Source organism: Celeribacter halophilus, from assembly GCF_900114135.1.
GTDB classification, from domain to species: Bacteria; Pseudomonadota; Alphaproteobacteria; order Rhodobacterales; family Rhodobacteraceae; genus Celeribacter; species Celeribacter halophilus.
The window spans coordinates 41,940-60,706 of sequence record NZ_FORY01000014.1 but is presented as its reverse complement, the minus strand read 5'-3'; the positions used below and the strand labels follow the sequence as shown (position 1 = coordinate 60,706).

The window sequence follows — 18,767 nt, the reverse complement described above, 5'->3', positions numbered from 1 at the left end:
CCTGAAAGTCCTGTTCGGCTGGATTAGAGACGAATCCGACGCACAGGCGCCAGTTGATGCGAGTCACGGCACAGGACCGGAAGGGCGACGATTCTTGGCCGGAACAGGGTCAAAGCGCATAAACCAAAGCGCATAAAAAACGCCCCGCCAAATCCGGCGGAGCGTAAAATCTTCACAAAACGCCGGAGATTACCAGGAGGTGATCACAGCACCGTGGTAGCTGTCGTCGATAAAAGCTTTGACCTCATCGGAGTGATAGGCCTCGACCAGCGTCTTGACCCACGGTTGATCCTCGTCGCCTTTGCGCACAACGATGACGTTCACATAGGGGCTGTCGGCTTTTTCCATCGCGATGGAATCGTCTTTCGGGCTGAGGCCCGAGGCGATGGCGTAATTGGTGTTGATGATCGCGATCTCTGCATCCGCAAGCGTGCGCGGCAGTTGCGCGGCATCAAGTTCGAGGAATTTCAGCCCCTTGGGGTTGTCCTCGATGTCGAGCGGGCTGGGCACGAGACCCGTGCCTTCGGCCAGCGTGATGAGACCCAAATCCTGCAAAAGCAACAAGGCGCGACCACCGTTGGTCGGGTCGTTCGGGATGGCGACTTTGGCACCGTCTTCGAGATTGGCCAGATCGTCAATCTTGTCGGAGTAAATCCCCATCGGCGTGGTGATGGTGTTGCCGACAACAACCAGTTCAAACCCGCGGTCCTTCATCTGGTTTTCCAGATAGGGAACATGCTGGAAGGAGTTGGCCTCGATGTCCCCATCCGCCAGCGCGGTGTTCGGGATCACATAGTCGGAGAATTCCACTACATCGATGTCGAGCCCCATGGGTGCTGCGACTTTGGCGACTTCTTCCATGATTTCAGCATGTTCGCCGGGGGAAACACCGACCTTGATTTCTTCGGCCATGGCAGCAGAGGCCATCAGCGCCAGAGCGGAGGCCAGAGAGGCGGAAAGGGTTGCAACGCGCAGCATGTGTAATCTCCTTACGATGCGGTTATGAATGGGGAATTATTGGCCACGCCCTTTGGGGGCGCGTTTGTCCACGCGGGTGGCGATCCATTCACCGATGGATTGCACAAGCTGGACGAGAACAATGAGGATCACGACCACAACGGCCATGACATCCGGCATAAACCGTTGATAACCGTAGCGGATCCCGAGATCACCGAGACCTTCGCCGCCCACGGCGCCGACCATTGCCGAGTAACCGATGAGGCTCACCACGGCGAGGGTCAGGCCGAGGGTGATCGCGGGCAGGGCCTCCGGGATCAGGACTTTGCGGATGATCTGGAACGGGGTAGCCCCCATCGCGCGGGCCGCTTCGATCAACCCGCCATCAACTTCGCGAATGGCGTTTTCCACCAGACGCGCGATGAAGGGCACGGCAGCGATGGTCAGGGGCACTATGGCCGCTGTTGTCCCGATCGAGGTGCCCGCAATGGCGCGGGTGAACGGGATGATCGCCACGACCAGAATGATAAAGGGCACGGAGCGGGTGGCATTGACAACGAGGCCCAGAACCTTGTTCACCCAAGGCGCGGAGAGCAACTCGCCGCGTTGGGAAATGGCAAGGAACACACCCAGAGGCAGGCCAAAAAGCGTGCCGAGAAAGGTGGAGATCGCGACCATGTAGAGCGTCTGCCCTGTGGCCTGAATCAAAAGGTTGATGAGATTAGCCGACATAGCCAAGCACCTCCGTCAAAAGCCCGTGGCGTTCGAGATAGGCCCGCGCCTCTTTGCCTCTTTGGGCATCAAGCGACACAAGCAGATTGCCAAACGGCCGCGTTCCGATCTCTTCAACGGCACCAGCGAGAATATTGACCTCGATCCCAAGATCGCGGGTCAACAGTGCGAGCATCGGGTCGGTGGCATGTTTGCCCGCAAAGGTCACACGGATCACTTCCTCGCCACCGGTTTCGGGGCGCTGCTGTGTGATCTTGTCCTTGATAAAGGCCGGAAGCGTCACGCCTGTGACACCGGAGAGGAACGAACGCGTCGTCGGATGTTGCGGGGCGGTGAACACATCATAGGTTGTGCCTGCCTCGACAATATTGCCGCCTTCGATCACCGCCACATGGCTTGCGATGTCACGGACCACGGCCATTTCATGGGTGATCAACAGGATGGTTAGCCCCAGCTCGCGGTTGATGTCTTTCAAAAGCGACAGAACCGTTTGCGTCGTCTCAGGGTCCAGCGCCGATGTGGCCTCGTCCGAGAGCAGGATTTTCGGCTCTGTGGCCAAGGCCCGCGCAATGCCGACACGCTGTTTCTGGCCGCCGGATAGTTCGGACGGATAGCGGTCCGCCTGTGCGGAAAGCCCCACGCGCTCGACCAGATCGGCCACCCGTGCCTTGATGTCGGATGCGGCCATGCCCGCGATTTCCAAGGGCAGGGCAATGTTCTCCGACACGGTGCGCGAGGATAACAGGTTGAAATGCTGGAAGATCATGCCAACGTCACGGCGAATAGTGCGCAGTTTCACGCCTTGGGCCGCGCCCACGTCCTGATCACCCACGAGAACCTTGCCCGACGTCGGACGTTCCAGCCCGTTGACCATCCGCAGCAGCGTGGACTTGCCCGCGCCGGAGCGCCCGATAATGCCGGTGATCGTGCCGGCCTCGACCGTCAGGGACACATCGCTGATCGCGGAAACCGTCCCTCCGCCCGGCTTGGCAAAGGACTTCCCGACACGGTCGAAAATGATGGAGGCGGCTTGGCCGTCATGTGACGTCATGGTTCTGATCCCAAAGGCCCAATTCACAGGTTCTGTTCAAAGCTGCGATAGACATGAATGATCCGGAAGGTTCAAGGTGCCTTTGCCACTTTAACGCCCCTGTGCGCGCCGCGCCTGTCCCAAAAGACGGGAAAAATGCGAAACACCTGTTCCGATGCGCCCGAAACGGTCGCGCCAAAGGCGGGAAGATTCGCGGGGACAGGGGAGAACATTCTTCTTTCTGCGCGCAACTTTGCGGTGCTTTCCCTCGGGCTCCCACCGCAAGACAAAACTCAAGACACGTTGCATCTTTCATTTATGCGCTGCTAAGAAGTCTCAAGAGGTCGTTTTCCCGTCACCCAAGGCGCGATTAACGAAACGGTCTCTTGAGACACCCATTGGCAGAATGCCTAAACTTTGCCCTTTGCGAGGCCGGTCATGCAAAAATGCTTTTGTCTTCCGTCGGAATGCTGGAATTCCACCGGCATTTCAGGGCAAGACCTCTGCACCCCCCTTGCGGCCACAACAGGAAAGCCAAGTCTATGAAATATTTCCTCCACAGCGCAGCTCTGACGCTCGCCCTCAGCACTTCTGCTCTGGCTGAAACGACTCTGACCGTGGCCAACTGGCTTCCGCCGTCACATCCGCTGGTCTCCGAGTTGATCGTGCCGATGACCGAACAGATCAAAGAAGCAACCGGTGGGGACGTGGTGGCCAACATCCTGCCCGCCCCCTTGGGACCGCCCGCGGCGCATTTCGATTTTGCCGTGAACGGTGTGGCCGACATCACCTTTGGCGTGCAGGGCTACAATCCGGGGCGGTTCAAGACCACCAGCCTCGTCGAATTGCCCTTCCTCTCCGACAGTGCCGAGGCGCTTTCTGTCGCCTACTGGCGCATCTTTGACGAGACCCTGCGCGAGGCGGGCGAATATGATGATGTGAAGGTTCTGGCGGTTTTCAGCCACGGGCCGGGCGAAGTCTTTTTCAAAGACGCCGACCCGACCTCGCCGGACCTGATGCAGGGCACCAAATTGCGCGTGGGCGGCGGGATCGTTCATGAGATCGTCTCCGCTTTAGGGGCCGTGCCAGTCGAAGGGCCATCGTCGAAATCCTACGAGCTTTTGAGCCAAGGCGTCGCGGACGGTATCCTTTTCCCCTATGAATCCGTGAGCTTTTTCAAACTCATCCCCGAACTGCCCATTGGCGTCTCTGTGCCGGGCGGGCTGTATAACACCTCTTTCTATATCGTCATGAACAAGGCGAAATGGGAAAGCCTGAGCCCCGAAAACCAAGCGGCGATTGACAGTGTGACCGGCGAAGCGCTTGCGCGGATGGCCGGTGAAATGTGGGACCGTGCCGATGCTGCGGGTCTTGCCGCGATGGAAGGTCAGACGACCATAACGCCTGCGACCGAGGAACAAATGGCCGCGTGGACCGAGGCGCTCCAGCCCGTGTTTGACGCGAAACTTGCCGAAGTCTCGGAAACCGGTCTCGACGGCCCCGCCATTTTCGAAGCTCTCAAGGCAGAAGCCGCGAAGGTGGACATCTCCAAATGAGCCACCCCGCAGACCTGCGGCCCGAGACCACACAGGAGGCGGCAGGCATGTCACCTCCTGTCACCTCTTCTGTCGAACCGGTGGCCTCTCTCAAGGCGCTCGGACGCGGTGGGATGGTGCTGGCCGCGCTCGGCGGGCTGCTTTTGACGGCGATGATGGGACTGACCGTCGCGGATGTGATCGGCCGCTACCTGTTCAACGCCCCGATCAAGGGGGCCGCCGAAATGACCGAAGTGCTGCTCTGCGCGACGATCTTTCTCGGACTGGGGGCTGTGTCCCTGTCCGACGATCATGTGGTCGTTGATCTCGTCACCGACAGACTGCCCGATGCGATCCAGCCCTATCGCAAATTCGCGATTGGTCTGTTCTCTGCCGTGGTGCTGTTCGTGGTGGCATGGCGGGTCTGGATCTATGCGGGCCAGATCGGCGGCTATGGCGGGACCACCACCAATCTGGGCATTCCGATTGCTCCGCTGGGTTATTTCTGCGCAATTTGTGCCTTTGCGGGCGGGATCATCACCGCGATTGTCTCCGGCATTATGCCTGTGCTTGCCCTGTTCGGACGGCGGCGCACAGATCGCGCGCAGAGCACACACGACAAAAGCACACCCGAAGGATAGACGATGGAAAACTGGCCGTTTGGCATGGCGGTGCTTGCCCTTATGTTGTTTCTCGGTGTGCCGATCTCCTTTGCCCTGACGGGTGTGGGGCTTGTCGGCGTCGCAGCAATTATCGGCTGGACGCCTGCGCTATCGCTTCTGGGGTCCGTGTTTTTTGACAACGGGCGCGATTATTCCCTCTCGGTTCTGCCACTGTTCCTTCTGATGGGGAATTTCGTTGTGCAATCGGGCATCGCCTCCGAACTATACACCTCCGCCTATGCGTGGTTGCGGCACCGCAAGGGAGGATTGGCCACGGCAACCGTGGTGGCCTGCGGCGCGTTTTCCTCGGTCTGCGGCTCGTCTATGGCCACGGCGGCAACAATGACGCGGATCGCTTTGCCCTCGATGCGCAAGTTCGGCTATCCGGACCAGCTTTCCACCGCTTCGATTGCAGCGGGCGGCACACTCGGCATTCTCATCCCGCCCTCGGTCATTCTCGTGTTTTACGGCATCATGGCGCAGCAGGACATCGGCAAACTCTTTCTGGCCGGTCTCATCCCCGGGCTGATCGGCATCATCGGCTATGCCATGGCCGTGCGTCTCTCGCTGCATTTGCGCAAGATCGACCTGCCGACAGAACCAAAACTGCCGCTGCTCGACCGCATCCGCGCACTCAAGGGCACAGCGGGGGCGATTGTCCTGTTCGCCTTTGTCATGGGCGGGATCTATTTCGGCGTCTTCACCCCGACCGAAAGCGCCGGCATGGGGGCAGGGGGCGCCTTCCTGCTTGTCGTCCTCTCCGGCAAGTTCACATGGGCCAGCTTTCTCAGCGTGCTCTATGACACGATGAAAACCACAGCGATGATGTTCTTCATCCTCTTTGGCGCACTGACCTTTTCCAATTACGTTAATATGTCGGGCATGACGGGGGATATTCAGAATTTCCTCTCCGTCTTCGGAGAAAGCCGGCTCACCTTCATCCTGATTATCCTGTGCATCTATCTGGTGCTAGGCTGCGTACTGGAGAGCCTGTCGATGATCATGCTGACCGTGCCGGTGTTTTTCCCGATTGCGGCGGCCCACGGGATTGATCTGATCTGGTTCGGCATCTTTGTCGTCATGGTGACGGAAATCTCTTACATCACACCGCCCATAGGGATGAACGCCTTCGTGCTGCGCTCTGTCGTTCCCGACGTGAAACTGGGCACGATCTTTAGCGGTCTCCTGCCTTTTGTTGTCATGGACATCCTGCGCATCGCGCTGGTGACAGCGATCCCCGGTCTGGTCTTGTTTCTAACCTGACCACCGCCCTGTCGTCAGAGCAAGACACAGCCATTCTCCCAGACTGATTCTGATGTGAAAAGCACGGCTTTCGAGCCTGTGCTTTGCACATGTTTTCACAACGAATTTTCACAACATATTTGTAATTTCTGTATCATAATAACGGGAAATTTCCCGAAAAATTGTAAATTATCGCGCCAATAAGTTAACAACTATGGACAAATATAACAAATCGGGCTACTCATAGCCTCAACACCAGCGATGGAGTTTGGGAGGAGCTGATGTGTTGAACCGTGCGACGGGCGTCCTGCGCCCTTCTGCGGATCATCAACGGACCCTCTGACATAGACCGGCATTGAATTGCTTTGATGCGAGTCCCCTGCGGGCTCGGAAAAGGACACATCCGGCCGAGCAGGGCCGCACCTGAGGGAAGAAATCATGAGTGATTACATTTTATCTGACGAGACGCGCGAGAAGCTGATGAAAGTCTCCACCGCCTCCGTCGCCACAGCGCTCTATAAACGCGGGCTGCGCAACCAGTTTGTGCAAGGCGTGGTGCCCATCGGGGACAAGCCGGTGACGATGGTCGGTCAGGCCTTCACCCTGCGCTACATTCCGGCACGCGAGGATCGCAACCCGATCACCGTCTTCCGCGAGCGCGACCACAAACAGCGCGTCGCTGTCGAAACCTGCCCTGAAGGTCATGTGCTGGTGATGGATGCGCGCAAGGATAGCCGCGCGGCCACCGCCGGTTCGATCCTTGTCACACGTCTGCAGATCCGCGGCGCGGCCGGTGTGGTCTCCGACGGTGGGGTGCGTGACGCCGCTGGCATCGCCGCACTCGACATGCCCGCCTATTTCGCCCGCCCCTCGGCGCCAACCAACCTGACGCTGCATGAGGCGATCGACATCAACGTGCCGATCTCCTGCGGTGACGCGGCTGTGTTTCCGGGAGATGTGATGCTCGGCGATGGTGACGGTGTGATGGTGATCCCCGCGTATCTGGCCGACGAGATCGCAGAAGAGTGTACCGGCATGGAGTCCTATGAGGATTTCGTTCTGGAACAAGTCAATCAAGGCGCCGGTATCATCGGGCTTTATCCGGGCACGGATGAAGAAAATCTCGAAAAATACAACGCATGGCGCGAACGTGAAGGACGCTGAACAATGAGCTATACACCGCATGGATGTCACCTGATCGCAGGTGAGAAAATCACAACCGACACACAGTTTTCCTCTGCTCCGGCCACAGGTCAGGCCTTTGAATTTTCGGCCGGAACGCCAGAACTTGTGGCACAAGCCTGTGTGGCAGCCCACAAGGCATTCGCTGGATTTGCCGCCACGACACGCGAAGCGCGCGCTGTGCTTCTGGAGACCATTGCCGACGAGATCGACGCGCGTGGTGACGCGATCACCGAAATCGGCAGCGCGGAAACCGGTCTGCCGGAAGGCCGCCTTGTCGGCGAGCGCGGTCGCACGACCGGCCAGTTGCGCCTTTTTGCAACGCATATCCGCAATGGTGACTATCTCGACCGTCGCCATGACGAAGCCCTGCCGGAGCGCCAGCCGCTCCCGCGTCCCGATCTGCGCATGATGCAGCGTCCTATCGGGCCTGTGGCTGTGTTTGGCGCGTCCAACTTCCCCTTGGCCTTCTCTGTGGCCGGTGGCGATACGGCGGCGGCTCTGGCTGCAGGTTGTCCGGTTGTGGTCAAAGGCCACGGCGCGCACCCCGGCACGGGCGAGATCGTGGCCGATGCCATCACCGCTGCGGTTAAAGCCTGCGGAATGGACGCCGGTATTTTCAGCCTTGTGCAGGGCGGAAGCCGTGCCGTGGGCGAAGCGCTTGTCACCGATCCACGGATCAAGGCTGTGGGCTTCACCGGCAGCCTCGGCGGCGGACGGGCGCTCTTCAACCTGTGCGCAGCGCGGCCCGAGCCGATCCCGTTCTTCGGCGAGCTTGGCAGCGTCAACCCGATGTTTGTCCTGCCGGAAGCGGCGGCCAACCGTGGTGAAAAACTCGGCGCGGACTGGGCCGGAAGCCTCACGATGGGCGTTGGTCAGTTCTGCACCAACCCCGGAATTGCGCTTGTGGTGGAAGGCTCCGACGCGGATCAGTTTGTGACCGCTGCGAAAGCAGGTCTCGAAGCTGTGAGCGCACAGACCATGCTAACTGATGGCATGGCGGAGGCTTATCGCAACGGCGCTCGCCGCGTGGCCGAAGGGGCAGGGGTCAAATCCCTGTTGACCACATCTTGCGAAGGCCGCGATGCTGCGCCCTATCTCTTTGAAGTCTCCGCCGCCGACTGGCTCGCGGACGAAGTTCTGGCCGAAGAGGTCTTCGGCCCGCTCGGTCTGGTGATCCGCGTGAAAGACGCCGCACAGATGCTGGAAATTGCCGAAAGCTTCAAAGGGCAGCTCACCGCGACGCTGCAAATGGATGACGGCGACATCGACCTCGCCCGTGACCTTTTGCCGATCCTTGAGCGCATGGCCGGACGGGTGCTGGCCAACGGCTTCCCGACAGGTGTCGAAGTCTGCGACACGATGGTTCACGGCGGCCCCTATCCGGCCAGCACGAATTTCGGCGCAACCTCGGTCGGCACATTGTCGATCCGCCGCTTCCTGCGCCCCGTGTGCTACCAGAACCTCCCCGAGGCGCTTCTCCCGAAGGATCTTCTGTCGGTCTAACCATCAGAGCATCCCGCCTCCGGTCCGCCGTTACACTCTATCGTGATGGCGGACCTCTTTATTGCGCCAAGGCTTCCTTACAGGCCGCTGACCGCGCATAAGAGGGCAACTCACGAGCGCATCAAGATCGCGAGAATCGCACCAAAGGCCATTTACATATTTTTGCAACTAAACCGCGAAGATCGCCTAATTCACCAAATTTAAGGGATTTTCGTAAATAAATACGCTTCGAATGTGGCAAATTCGTAAAAATAGGTAAACTTTTTCGTTGATTTGTAAAATCAGTCTTGTAGAGTAAATCAAGGTTCACAGGCACCTTCGGGCGCATGTGTTAAGAGGGAGAGCTTCGGCTCGAAAAGAGGGAGGATTTGAGTGCTCGCGCCTGCGCGGGCATGAGGTGCACCACGGTTGCATGCATCTGACAGGAGACCGGCGCAGTTCAACGCCATATCCCGTCCAATTTCTAAAGCTCATGTGAGGTCGAAACGGTTTCAGACTTTGCATCTGCGCAACATGACCACCCTGATCCCATATGCAAATGACTGGCGCGATACGCCACTCTGCCGCCGCCGGATCAGGTCACCCGCCAGACGCATCGCGTCGGCATCATCTGTGATAGGAGGAACAGATATATGTTTTCCAAAGGCCTGAAAAACACACTCAAGCTGGCGCTCGGCGCCTGTATTGTCGGAACATCCGTTGCTGCGGCCGATTTCCCGACCCGCGACATTCGCCTGATCGTGCCGTGGCCCGCTGGCGGCGGCGCTGATGCGATTTCGCGCAAGATCAGCAACATTGCCGAGCAGGACCTGCCCAAATCGATCTATGTCGAAAACATCGCAGGCGCGGTGACGGCAACAGGTCTGGTCCAGATGACAAGCGCGCGCCCCGATGGGCACACGCTCGGTGTTCTGACCTATGACAGTGTCATCACCTTGCCGCGCGGCCAAATGGTTCCGGGCTATGGTCTGGAAAACATGAAGCTGATCGCCCGCATAACCAGCGAAGCCGATGCCATTGTCGTCTCGAAACATTCCGGCATCAACACCTTTGAAGAGCTGGTCGAAAAGGCCAAAGCCAACCCCGGCAAAGTGCGCGTCGGCGTGGCTCCGAAGGGCTCCGGCCCCTATCTTTCGGCTTACCAGCTTGAAAGTCTGCTGGATGTCGACTTCAACGTGATCACCTATGCCGGTTCGTCCAGCGCCGAAGCCGAAGCGCTTCTCTCCGGTGAACTGGATGCGGCGATTTCCAGCCTCGGCGATTTCAGCGGCATCATCGAGTCCGGCGACGCCAAAGGCGTGATCGAACTGACTTCCGTGCAGAACATGACCTACACCGATGTGCCGACGATCAGCTCTAAGGGCTATGATCTGCAAACCGGCAGCTTCATCGTTCTGGCCGCACCTAAGGGCACGCCCGACGAGGCCGTTGAAGTGATCGAAAGCGCCTTCAAAACCGCCTATGACAGCGAAGAGTTCCAAAGCTGGCTCGCTCAGGTTGGCGTGACCCCCGATTGGCTCGGCTCTGACGAGGTGAACGGCTGGGTGGATGCGCTTCAGGAGAAAACCTTCTCCCTGATGGACGACCTGAACCTGTAATCTGTCAGGCTACACATGTCTCCGGCCGGTGTTCCATGCCGCGTCGGGGGCATGACCTCTCAAAGGCTCCGTAAAAGCCGCAGTTGACTCGCAGACGCCGTGCGTTTGCTCAAGCCCCACCCCACATCGGGAGAAAACGATGTTCTTAAACAGGCAAAACTCCTTTCTCTTTCTCATTCTTGCCGTGTCTGTCGGATATCTTGTCTCGGCCATGAGCCTCGGCGCACCCGTCGCAGAAAGCGGTTTGACCCCTTCGTTCTTTCCCATTCTCGTAGGGGCGGCGGCAATCCTTTTTTCCACCATTCTCATCGTGCAGAACCGACGGGAAACATCCGGAAAAACCGCATCCGACGCACCGCGAGTCTACACCCATCTCTGGGTGATTGCGGCCATATTCGTCTATATTATGGCCTTCCGGACGGTGGGGTATTTCATCTCTTCCGGCCTGTTCGTCTTTGCCTTGATCGTGATTTTCTCCTCTGTGGAGAAGCTCGTAGTGAAGGCAGTGATTTCGGCAGCGATTGTCGCAATCTGCTATGTCATGTTCCAGAAACTGTTCGGGGTCCGGCTCCCGACCCTGTGGGGGTGAACCATGGATTTTATTTTTCAAGTCTTCGGCAGCTTTTCTCTACTGCTTGATCCGTTCAACATGACCTATGTCGTGTTGGGCTTTGTGATCGGCACGATCTTTGCCGCCATTCCGGGCCTGACGGCGACGCTGGCGATGGCCCTGCTTTTGCCGCTGACCTATTCGCTCAATGTCGAAACCGCGCTGATGGCCTGTGCCAGTATCTATATGGCCGGTATGTGTGGCGGTAGCATCACGGCCACCACGATCAACATTCCCGGCGCGCCATCTTCGATGATGACCGCGCTGGACGGCTACCCGATGCAGCAACAAGGCAAAGGCGCGCTGGCGCTCGGCCATGCGGCTTTGGGTTCCATGTTCGGTGGTGCTGTGGGGGCTTTGCTCCTGATCGCGGTCGCACCCTTTGTTGCGGAACTGTCCCTACTGGTGAAAACTACGGGTAAGTTCTCCCTGCTGGCCTTTGCGCTTATCGTTGTAGTGATTGCACAGCGCGGACAGGTTGCGAAAGCCGGTCTGGCGGCCTGTATCGGGTTGATGCTGGCAACGGTCGGTCTGGATGCAATGGAGCCGATCACGCGCTTCACCTATGGCAACAGCAACCTCACCGCCGGTATCGCGCTGATGCCTGTCATCATCGGGACATTCGCCATTGCCGAAGTCCTGATGCAGGCCTTTGCCCCCGGAGACGAGCTGGCCACGAAAGCCGCCGCCGACAAGGTGAAAATCCGGCGTCGGGACTTTATCCCGCCGTGGTCGGACATTCGCAAAATCGGCTTTGTCTGCTACTTCAAATCCTGCCTGATCGGCTATTTCGTCGGCACATTGCCGGGGGCCGGTGGGTCGATGGGCTCTTTTCTGGCCTATACAGAAACCGTGCGCACCTCTGACGAACCGGAGACGTTCGGCAAAGGCAATCCGAAGGGCATTGTCGCCTCGGAAAGTGCCAACAATGCGGTCTGTGGCGGGGCGATGGTGCCGATGCTGACCTTCGGTATTCCGGGCGATCCGATCACCGCGATCATGCTAGGCGTGCTTGTCATCAACGGCATCCAGCCGGGTCCGCAGCTTATGGCAGATCAAGCCGGTCTGATTGCACCGATGCTGGCCGCGCTGCTGTTCAGTGCCGTCTTCCTCATCCCGCTGACGCTCTATCTGATCGGGCCGTATTTCATCAAGATCGTGTCCATCCGCAAAGATGTCCTCTACGCGGTGATCGCGCTTCTGGCGATTGTCGGCAGCTATGTGGCGACCTACTCGACCTTCCAGATGTTCATGGCTCTGGCGATGGGGGTGCTGGCCTTCTACCTGCGGCGCAACGGCTTCCCTGTCATCACCATGTTGCTGGGATATATCCTCGGGCCGAACCTCGAAGAATTCCTGCGGCGGTCGCTGGCGCTTTCCAATGGTGACCCGACGACTTTTGTGACAAATATGGACAGCCTGTTCTTTGTGCTGCTAACTCTTGTGTTCGTCTACTTTCTGGTCATTCGCAAACCGGCCCGAAATCCGGCCGTCGAAGCATAGAGGACCACTGACACGCCGGACCTGTGGTGCAAACGGGTCCGGCGACGATATTGAACGAAGGAGATTAAAGTGTCCGAGACACGGCGTCCCTCACTGGCCGATCAGGTCTATGACCAATTGTTGGTCAAAATTCTCGAAGAGGAATATCCGGTGCATAGCCGGCTTCCGGCAGAAGATGTGCTGGCCCAGAGTTTTGGCGTATCCCGCCCGATCGTGCGCGCGGCGCTGTCGCGGCTCCGTGATGACGGGATCGTTCAATCCCGTCGCGGCTCCGGCAGCTATGTCTTGCGGCGTCCGGATCGCCAGTTGATCAGCTTTGTGCCTCTGGAATCGATCTCCGATGTGCAGCGTTGTTACGAGTTCCGGATTGACGTGGAAGGGGCCGCCGCCGCATGGGCCGCCGAGCGCCGCGACGATGACGACCTCGCCGCGATGGAAGAGGCCTACCGCGTCATGGAACGCGCCTATCAGGAAAACGAACTGGCCGTGGATGCGGACCAGAGGCTCCACCTCGCAGTGGCGCGAGCCTCGAAAAACCCGTTCTTTTCCTCCGTACTGGAATCCCTTGGCGAACAGATCGCCTTTGGCGTCAAACTGTCACGCTCCCTGACGCTTCTGGACACGCCCACGCGGCAGGAACTTGTTCTGGCCGAGCACCGCGATGTGCTCGATGCCATCCGCAAGCGCCAGCCAGAGGTCGCTTCCGCCACCATGCGCTATCACATCACCGCCGCAAAAGACCGGATGTTCGTAGGGACGCAGGACAACTGAGCATTTTGAGACAGTTTTGATATTTAGATAAATGACTTAGGACACTGTGACCCGCAGCTCCCCGACGCCTTCGACTGCGGCCTCCATGACATCGCCGCGTTCGACCGGACCAACGCCTGACGGTGTGCCAGTCATAATAAGATCTCCAGCGGACAAGGTGAAATAGTCCGACAGGTAGGAGATCATTTCCGGCACTTTCCAGATCAGCTGGTCCAGATTCCCCTCCTGCCGCAACACCCCGTTTACCAAGAGCGACACGCGCCCTTTTGACGGGTGGCCGATTTCACTGGCCGGACAGATCGACCCCATAGGCGCAGAATGTTCGAATGCCTTGCCGATCTCCCAAGGACGCCCCATCTTCTTGGCCTGCCCCTGCAAATCGCGCCGCGTCATATCCAGCCCCACAGCATAGCCCCAGACATGATCCAGAGCCGCCTCCACAGGAATGTTCTTTCCGCCCCGACCGAGGGCGACGACCATTTCGATTTCGTGATGCACGTCGGAGGTCATGGGGGGGTAGGGGAACTCGCCGGAAAAGTCGAGATTGTCGGGGTTTTTCTGGAAAAAGAACGGCGGTTCGCGATCGGGGTCATGGCCCATTTCAATGGCATGGGCGGCGTAGTTCCGGCCGATGCAATAGACCCGCCGGACGGGGAAACGCGCCGTCGAACCCGTGATCGGGGCGAGAACGGGGGCGGGGGGCGTGATGACCAAGTCCGGCATGGATTTTCCTTTTTCTCTCATAGCTTACGCGCATGACCCCCTCGCAAATCTGCGAAGGCACGCGGTTTGACTCTGGCTTTAGACTTGTCGCAAGACGGGGGGAGAGGTCAACGGCTTTTGCTTTCACCGCACTGAAAGCCGCGAGAAATTCACGCCTCTCTCGACCTTCTCAATGGAAACGCATAGCTTGCGACAGAGACGCATGACGGGGGCCTGCCCGCGTGTCGGAGTTGTGTCGGATATCTGTCGGACCCCTGTCGGGCACATTCCCTGACAGATATAACCGGTCCGATAGGCCCGCCCTCTACGTCCGCAAACAAGAGAGAACCGTAAGGATCGCAAGAAAGATGAAAACCCGCCTGCTCAGGCTCCTCGGCCCTCTTGTCGCGCTTGGTCTTGCAACCACTGCCGCTCAGGCGCGCGACATCGTGCGGATCGGGGTTCTGGACTATTGGCATACAGAACATTCGCTCGACCAATGGCAACCGACCCAAGACGCCCTGAACCGCGCCTTGCCGGACTACGACTTCCGCATCGAAGGACTGGACCTCTACGCGCTCGACACGGGTTTGGCGGAGCACCGACTGGATTTCGTCATCACCAATCCGGGCAATTACGCCGTGCTCGAACACGACCACGGGATCAGCCGGATTGCCACTGCTCAAAGTGACCTGCCCGTAGCCTCAACAGTTATTGCCCGAAGCGGGATGGAGCGGCTGACGGAGCTTGCGGGCAAGCGCCTCGCCATAGTCGCGCCTGAGGCTTTCGGCGGGTTTCAGGTCATCTGGTCGGAGATGCAAAAGGTGGACACACGTCTGCCCGCGCAGGTCGAGCTTGTGACCACAGGCTATCCGATGCAACAGGTCGCGGAGGCCGTGCTAGCAGGCCGCGCGGATGCGGGCGTATTGCGCAGCTGTATGCTGGAGGACTTGCAGACAAGCGACCCCGACCGCTTCGGGGCCTTGACTGCTTTTGCCCTCAATCCGGAGGCTAGCGCGACCACGCAATGCGCCACCTCCAGCGCGATCTATCCCGGCTGGCCCTTCGCCAAAGCGCCACAGACCACACCGGAACTGGCCAAACAGGTCGCCGTCGCGCTGTTGCAGATGGAGACGGGCAACCTCTGGACCGTGCCTCTGGACTACCAGCCGGTGCATGAGCTGATGCGCGAGCTTCAGATCGGCCCCTATGCGCGCACCGGTCCGGTTTCAGTGCAGGAATTCATCGCCGATTACCGCGAATGGCTGATCGTGTTCGCCGCCGCCCTGATGTTCTGGGCGCTTTATTCGGTGCGGATCGAAACCTTGGTGCGCCGCCGCACGCGGGCGCTGGACGAGGCCAATGCCCATCTCAAGGACGAAATGATCGAACGCCAACGCGCAGAGGCCGCCGACCGCCAGCACCTGCGCGAGCTTGAACATGTGGCGCGGCTTTCCATTCTGGGCGAAATGGCCAGTTCTATTGCCCATGAACTCAACCAGCCGCTCAGCGCGATTTCCAATTATGCGCAGGGCTGTCTGTTGCGGATCAAGGCGGGGCGGTTCTCCGAAGAGGACATGAAACGCGCCTCCGAGGAAATGGCCGGACAGGCGGAGCGCGCTGCTCTGGTGGTCAAACGCATCCGCGCCTTCGTGCGCAAACGCGAGAGCCAGCGGGCACCTGTGGACATAGCGGCCCTGCTCGAAGACAGCGCCGCAATCTATGCCGCCTCCACCAACAGGGCGGGGGTGTCGGTCGATCTCGCGCTGGCTGACGACTTGCCGCCGGTCATGGCGGATCGGGTGCAGTTGCAGCAGGTCATTCTCAACCTCGTGCAAAATGCCATCGACGCAATGGGGGAGACCCCGCCGCAAGAGCGAGGCCTCATTATCCGTGCGGCCCGCCATGACGATCCTTCGCGCGGGGCGGGGCTGTGCCTCTCCGTGCGCGATCACGGGCATGGTATGACGCCGCAAGCGATGGAACATTTTGCCGAAGCCTTTTATACAACAAAGCCGGAGGGGGTCGGTCTTGGCCTTGCTCTGTCGCGTTCGATTGTCGAAGCCCACGAAGGCTGGATGCGTGCCGAACAGCCCGAAGACGGGCGGGGGCTTCGGGTCGTGATCTGGCTGCCCGCAGGAGATCAGGATGAGTTGTGAAGGCATCATTCATATTGTTGATGACGACCGCGCCGCGCGCGAGGGGCTGGGGTTTCTGCTCTCCTCGCTCGGGCTGGAGATCAGGGAACATGCCTCCGCTGCCGCGCTTCTGGGCATGATCGGAGATCAGGCCGAGGGCTGTATCCTCGCTGATGTGCGGATGCCGGAGATGACGGGGCTGGAGCTTCTCGACGAATTGAAACGGCGCAACTGTCCGCTGCCGGTCATCATGATCACGGGACATGGCGATGTGCCGATGGCGGTGCGGGCGATGCGGGCAGGGGCCATCGACTTTTTCGAAAAACCGGTGGACGGCATGGCCTTGGTGGACCGGATCAAGGATGCGCTCGCCGCCAGTCGGGAACGCGCCAGAGAGGCGCGCAAGACGGCCAGCCTGCGCGAGAAGACCAACAGTCTGACCGCGCGTGAGGCAGAGGTCGCCCGCGCCGTCGCCCGCGGCCTTCAGAACAAACAGATTGCCACCGAGTTGGGCATCAGCCCGAAAACCGTGGAAATCCACCGTCACAATGTGATGGAAAAGATGGGGGCCGGTTCCACCGCCGACCTTGTGCGGCAGCTTGTCGCGGCGGGATGGGCGGAGATTTAGGGGTTTTCCCCTAACACCTTCGGGTTTCCGCCAATACCGCGCCGGAGCGCGGGGGCATATCCTGTGGCTGATCAGAATGAAAGGATCAGCCAAATGGACACGACACGTCGCGGATTTCTCGGAGCGATCGGACAGGTGACCATCGGTGCCGCGGCTTCTGTCGCGGGCGCAAGCCAATCCGCCGAGGCTGCCGAAGAGAGCCACGTCCCGCATTGGGGTATGGTGGTGGACCTCAGAAAATGTATCGGCTGTCAGGCCTGCACCGTTGCCTGCATCATGGAAAACGCCGTGCCGGAAGACGCTTTCCGCACCCATGTTTCGGTTTATGAACTTGTGAAAGACGGGCAGGACCCCGCGATGGTCATGCTGCCGCGGCTTTGCAACCATTGTGACGATCCGCCCTGTCTGCCGGTCTGTCCGGTGGAGGCCACGTTTAAGGCCGAGAATGGCGAGGTTCTTGTGGATGCCTCGAAATGCGTCGGCTGTGCCTATTGTGTGCAGGCCTGCCCTTATGACGCGCGGTTCATCAACCACGAAACGCAGGTGGCGGACAAATGCACCTTCTGTTTCCACCGCACGCAGCACGGGCTGTTGCCCGCCTGTGTCGAGACCTGTGTCGGGGGTGCGCGGAACTTTGGTGATCTCAACGATCCCGACAGCGAAGTGTCGATCATGCTGCGCGAGAACGAAGTCTCGGTGCTGCGGCCCGAGATGCACACCAATCCCAACGTCTACTATATCGGCCTCGACGATGTGCTCGATGGTCGGGTGGCCGGTGACTCCGCCTATCATCCGGAGATGACCGGTCAAGCTCATGCGCACGGGGAGGGCCTGTGATGGAAACCCAAGTTCAAGAACTCGTCGGGGCGGTCCATGATGCGGCGTGGCAGCCGTGGGCGGTCCAGTATTTCTTTCTCATCGCGATTTCAGTGACCGCACTTCTGATGGCGCTGCCGGCCTTTGTGTTCGGGCGTCACACAGATCTGCGTGCGGCGCGGCTGGCGCTTATGGTCGCCGTGACCACGGGGATCACCGCCCCGATTGCGCTTCTGGCGGATTTGCACCAGCCTTTCCGTTTCTGGGAATTCTTTGTCTACACCCATAAAAGCTCGTGGATGGCATGGGGCGCGTGGATCGTGCCGTCTTATGTCGTGCTGATGCTGTTGTTCGCGTGGTCGCTGCACCGTCCCGAATTCTACCGGATGGGGCAGGACGACTGGCGCTTTGCATGGTTGTTCCGGCTGTTCTCGCTGGGCGGCGCGGCCAATGGTTTTGCCCGTCCGCTCGGCATGCTGGCCGGTGTCGCGGCCTTGGGTATCCTGACCTATACAGGCATGGAAGTGATGGTCGTGCGCGCCCGTCCGCTGTGGAACACACCTTTCCTGCCGCTGCAATTCGCCGCCACCGGTGTGGTCGGAGCCTTGGGCGTGATGCTGGTGCTGGAACGCCTGCTCAACCGTGACGCAGGGCTTGAAGCCACGATAAACCGTCGGCTGGCGATTGCGCTGGCCACTGTCGGCGCGCTCGGCGTCGCATGGTTCGCGGTCGCGCTCTCCGGCATCTCGCCGGTGCATAGCGAGGCGCTGGCCTCTGTCGCAGGCTTTTCCGTCTGGAAACAGATCGCCCTGTGGGGCGCGGCCTCCATCGCCATCCCCTTTGTCCTCGCACTCACCCTGCCGCAAAGCACGGGCTGGATTACGGGCCTGATCGCCATTCACGCCGCATGGATGTTCCGCTGGACTGTGTTCATGGGCGGCCAAGCCGTGCCGAAAGTCGGCTCCGGCCTCTATGACGCGCTCATGCCCAGCGGTCTGGGCGGTCTGATGGGGGTGATCGGAACCTTCGGCCTCTGGGTTTTCCTGATGATCGTCTACACGACCTTCCTGCCGTGGACCGACGCCACCCCGCCAGCCTCCGGTCAATCCTTTGGCCAAACACAGTCCAAACCTGCCCGCACTCAGGAGATATAAC

Annotated in this window: 17 protein-coding genes; 13 read left to right on the top strand and 4 right to left on the bottom strand. The window is 59.6% G+C overall.

From position 1 onward, the window contains the following. Positions 1-189 precede the first annotated feature (189 nt). From BM152_RS14035 to BM152_RS14025, 3 genes are read right to left on the bottom strand one after another with little or no spacing between them, the layout of a single operon-like run. Positions 190-978 (bottom strand): MetQ/NlpA family ABC transporter substrate-binding protein, encoded by a 789-nt coding sequence (locus BM152_RS14035; RefSeq protein ID WP_066598737.1) that lies wholly within the window; start codon positions 976-978, stop codon positions 190-192. A 36-nt stretch (positions 979-1,014) separates the two neighbouring features. Beyond that, positions 1,015-1,689 carry a methionine ABC transporter permease gene (locus tag BM152_RS14030; RefSeq protein ID WP_066598735.1) on the bottom strand — a complete coding sequence of 225 codons (675 nt, stop codon included), beginning with the start codon at positions 1,687-1,689 and terminating at the stop codon, positions 1,015-1,017. Further along, the gene (locus BM152_RS14025) at positions 1,679-2,740 is read right to left on the bottom strand and encodes a methionine ABC transporter ATP-binding protein (protein WP_066598732.1); all 1,062 of its coding nucleotides are present in this window, start codon (positions 2,738-2,740) and stop codon (positions 1,679-1,681) included. The genes BM152_RS14030 and BM152_RS14025 overlap by 11 nt, the downstream gene beginning before the upstream one ends. A gap of 521 nt (positions 2,741-3,261) precedes the next feature. Between BM152_RS14025 and BM152_RS14020 the strand changes: the two genes are divergently transcribed. The 9 genes from BM152_RS14020 to BM152_RS13980 all read left to right on the top strand — a co-directional run bounded on the left by BM152_RS14020 (position 3,262) and on the right by BM152_RS13980 (position 13,328). Then, entirely contained in the window at positions 3,262-4,275 is a 1,014-nt protein-coding gene (locus BM152_RS14020; protein WP_066598731.1) for a TRAP transporter substrate-binding protein, read from the top strand. Further along, a complete protein-coding gene (locus BM152_RS14015; RefSeq protein ID WP_231730453.1) occupies positions 4,272-4,895 on the top strand; it encodes a TRAP transporter small permease in 624 nt (207 codons plus the stop codon). Before BM152_RS14020 ends, BM152_RS14015 begins: the two co-directional genes overlap by 4 nt. A gap of 3 nt (positions 4,896-4,898) precedes the next feature. Further along, the gene (locus tag BM152_RS14010) at positions 4,899-6,179 is read left to right on the top strand and encodes a TRAP transporter large permease (RefSeq protein ID WP_066598729.1); all 1,281 of its coding nucleotides are present in this window, start codon (positions 4,899-4,901) and stop codon (positions 6,177-6,179) included. A gap of 417 nt (positions 6,180-6,596) precedes the next feature. Beyond that, entirely contained in the window at positions 6,597-7,322 is a 726-nt protein-coding gene (locus BM152_RS14005; RefSeq protein WP_066598728.1) for a ribonuclease activity regulator RraA, read from the top strand. Between the two features lie 3 nt (positions 7,323-7,325). After that, entirely contained in the window at positions 7,326-8,846 is a 1,521-nt protein-coding gene (locus BM152_RS14000) for an aldehyde dehydrogenase (NADP(+)) (protein ID WP_066598726.1), read from the top strand. Positions 8,847-9,478: 632 nt separating this feature from the next. Further along, positions 9,479-10,444 (top strand): Bug family tripartite tricarboxylate transporter substrate binding protein, encoded by a 966-nt coding sequence (locus BM152_RS13995; RefSeq protein ID WP_066598725.1) that lies wholly within the window; start codon positions 9,479-9,481, stop codon positions 10,442-10,444. Positions 10,445-10,583: 139 nt separating this feature from the next. Next, positions 10,584-11,033, top strand: a complete 450-nt coding sequence (locus BM152_RS13990; RefSeq protein ID WP_066598723.1) for a tripartite tricarboxylate transporter TctB family protein — start codon at positions 10,584-10,586, stop codon at positions 11,031-11,033. A 3-nt stretch (positions 11,034-11,036) separates the two neighbouring features. Then, entirely contained in the window at positions 11,037-12,557 is a 1,521-nt protein-coding gene (locus tag BM152_RS13985; protein WP_066598721.1) for a tripartite tricarboxylate transporter permease, read from the top strand. A 69-nt stretch (positions 12,558-12,626) separates the two neighbouring features. After that, the gene (locus BM152_RS13980; RefSeq protein ID WP_066598719.1) at positions 12,627-13,328 is read left to right on the top strand and encodes a FadR/GntR family transcriptional regulator; all 702 of its coding nucleotides are present in this window, start codon (positions 12,627-12,629) and stop codon (positions 13,326-13,328) included. A 36-nt stretch (positions 13,329-13,364) separates the two neighbouring features. Here BM152_RS13980 and BM152_RS13975 read toward each other — a convergent pair whose 3' ends face one another. Further along, positions 13,365-14,051 carry a fumarylacetoacetate hydrolase family protein gene (locus tag BM152_RS13975; protein ID WP_066598716.1) on the bottom strand — a complete coding sequence of 229 codons (687 nt, stop codon included), beginning with the start codon at positions 14,049-14,051 and terminating at the stop codon, positions 13,365-13,367. Positions 14,052-14,398: 347 nt separating this feature from the next. Here BM152_RS13975 and BM152_RS13970 point away from each other — a divergent pair, with 347 nt between their 5' ends. The 4 genes from BM152_RS13970 (at position 14,399) to nrfD (ending at position 18,766) form a co-directional block, all read left to right on the top strand. Next, the gene (locus tag BM152_RS13970; protein WP_066598711.1) at positions 14,399-16,189 is read left to right on the top strand and encodes a sensor histidine kinase; all 1,791 of its coding nucleotides are present in this window, start codon (positions 14,399-14,401) and stop codon (positions 16,187-16,189) included. Beyond that, positions 16,179-16,796, top strand: a complete 618-nt coding sequence (locus BM152_RS13965) for a response regulator transcription factor (protein WP_066598710.1) — start codon at positions 16,179-16,181, stop codon at positions 16,794-16,796. The genes BM152_RS13970 and BM152_RS13965 overlap by 11 nt, the downstream gene beginning before the upstream one ends. Positions 16,797-16,889: 93 nt before the next feature. Beyond that, positions 16,890-17,633, top strand: a complete 744-nt coding sequence (gene dsrO, locus BM152_RS13960) for a sulfate reduction electron transfer complex DsrMKJOP subunit DsrO (protein ID WP_066598708.1) — start codon at positions 16,890-16,892, stop codon at positions 17,631-17,633. Then, complete coding sequence (nrfD, locus tag BM152_RS13955) at positions 17,633-18,766, top strand: NrfD/PsrC family molybdoenzyme membrane anchor subunit (protein ID WP_066598706.1); 1,134 nt, start codon at positions 17,633-17,635, stop codon at positions 18,764-18,766. The genes dsrO and nrfD overlap by 1 nt, the downstream gene beginning before the upstream one ends. Position 18,767: the final 1 nt, after the last annotated feature.

What these genes read in the sequence shown, in the direction of transcription:
- BM152_RS14035 (WP_066598737.1), bottom strand. Translation starts at nt 978, where the DNA reads ATGCTGCGCGTTGCAACCCTTTCCGCCTCTCTGGCCTCCGCTCTGGCG.
- BM152_RS14030 (WP_066598735.1), bottom strand. Translation starts at nt 1,689, where the DNA reads ATGTCGGCTAATCTCATCAACCTTTTGATTCAGGCCACAGGGCAGACG.
- BM152_RS14025 (WP_066598732.1), bottom strand. Translation starts at nt 2,740, where the DNA reads ATGACGTCACATGACGGCCAAGCCGCCTCCATCATTTTCGACCGTGTC.
- BM152_RS14020 (WP_066598731.1), top strand. Translation starts at nt 3,262, where the DNA reads ATGAAATATTTCCTCCACAGCGCAGCTCTGACGCTCGCCCTCAGCACT.
- BM152_RS14015 (WP_231730453.1), top strand. Translation starts at nt 4,272, where the DNA reads ATGAGCCACCCCGCAGACCTGCGGCCCGAGACCACACAGGAGGCGGCA.
- BM152_RS14010 (WP_066598729.1), top strand. Translation starts at nt 4,899, where the DNA reads ATGGAAAACTGGCCGTTTGGCATGGCGGTGCTTGCCCTTATGTTGTTT.
- BM152_RS14005 (WP_066598728.1), top strand. Translation starts at nt 6,597, where the DNA reads ATGAGTGATTACATTTTATCTGACGAGACGCGCGAGAAGCTGATGAAA.
- BM152_RS14000 (WP_066598726.1), top strand. Translation starts at nt 7,326, where the DNA reads ATGAGCTATACACCGCATGGATGTCACCTGATCGCAGGTGAGAAAATC.
- BM152_RS13995 (WP_066598725.1), top strand. Translation starts at nt 9,479, where the DNA reads ATGTTTTCCAAAGGCCTGAAAAACACACTCAAGCTGGCGCTCGGCGCC.
- BM152_RS13990 (WP_066598723.1), top strand. Translation starts at nt 10,584, where the DNA reads ATGTTCTTAAACAGGCAAAACTCCTTTCTCTTTCTCATTCTTGCCGTG.
- BM152_RS13985 (WP_066598721.1), top strand. Translation starts at nt 11,037, where the DNA reads ATGGATTTTATTTTTCAAGTCTTCGGCAGCTTTTCTCTACTGCTTGAT.
- BM152_RS13975 (WP_066598716.1), bottom strand. Translation starts at nt 14,051, where the DNA reads ATGCCGGACTTGGTCATCACGCCCCCCGCCCCCGTTCTCGCCCCGATC.
- BM152_RS13970 (WP_066598711.1), top strand. Translation starts at nt 14,399, where the DNA reads ATGAAAACCCGCCTGCTCAGGCTCCTCGGCCCTCTTGTCGCGCTTGGT.
- BM152_RS13965 (WP_066598710.1), top strand. Translation starts at nt 16,179, where the DNA reads ATGAGTTGTGAAGGCATCATTCATATTGTTGATGACGACCGCGCCGCG.
- dsrO (WP_066598708.1), top strand. Translation starts at nt 16,890, where the DNA reads ATGGACACGACACGTCGCGGATTTCTCGGAGCGATCGGACAGGTGACC.
- nrfD (WP_066598706.1), top strand. Translation starts at nt 17,633, where the DNA reads ATGGAAACCCAAGTTCAAGAACTCGTCGGGGCGGTCCATGATGCGGCG.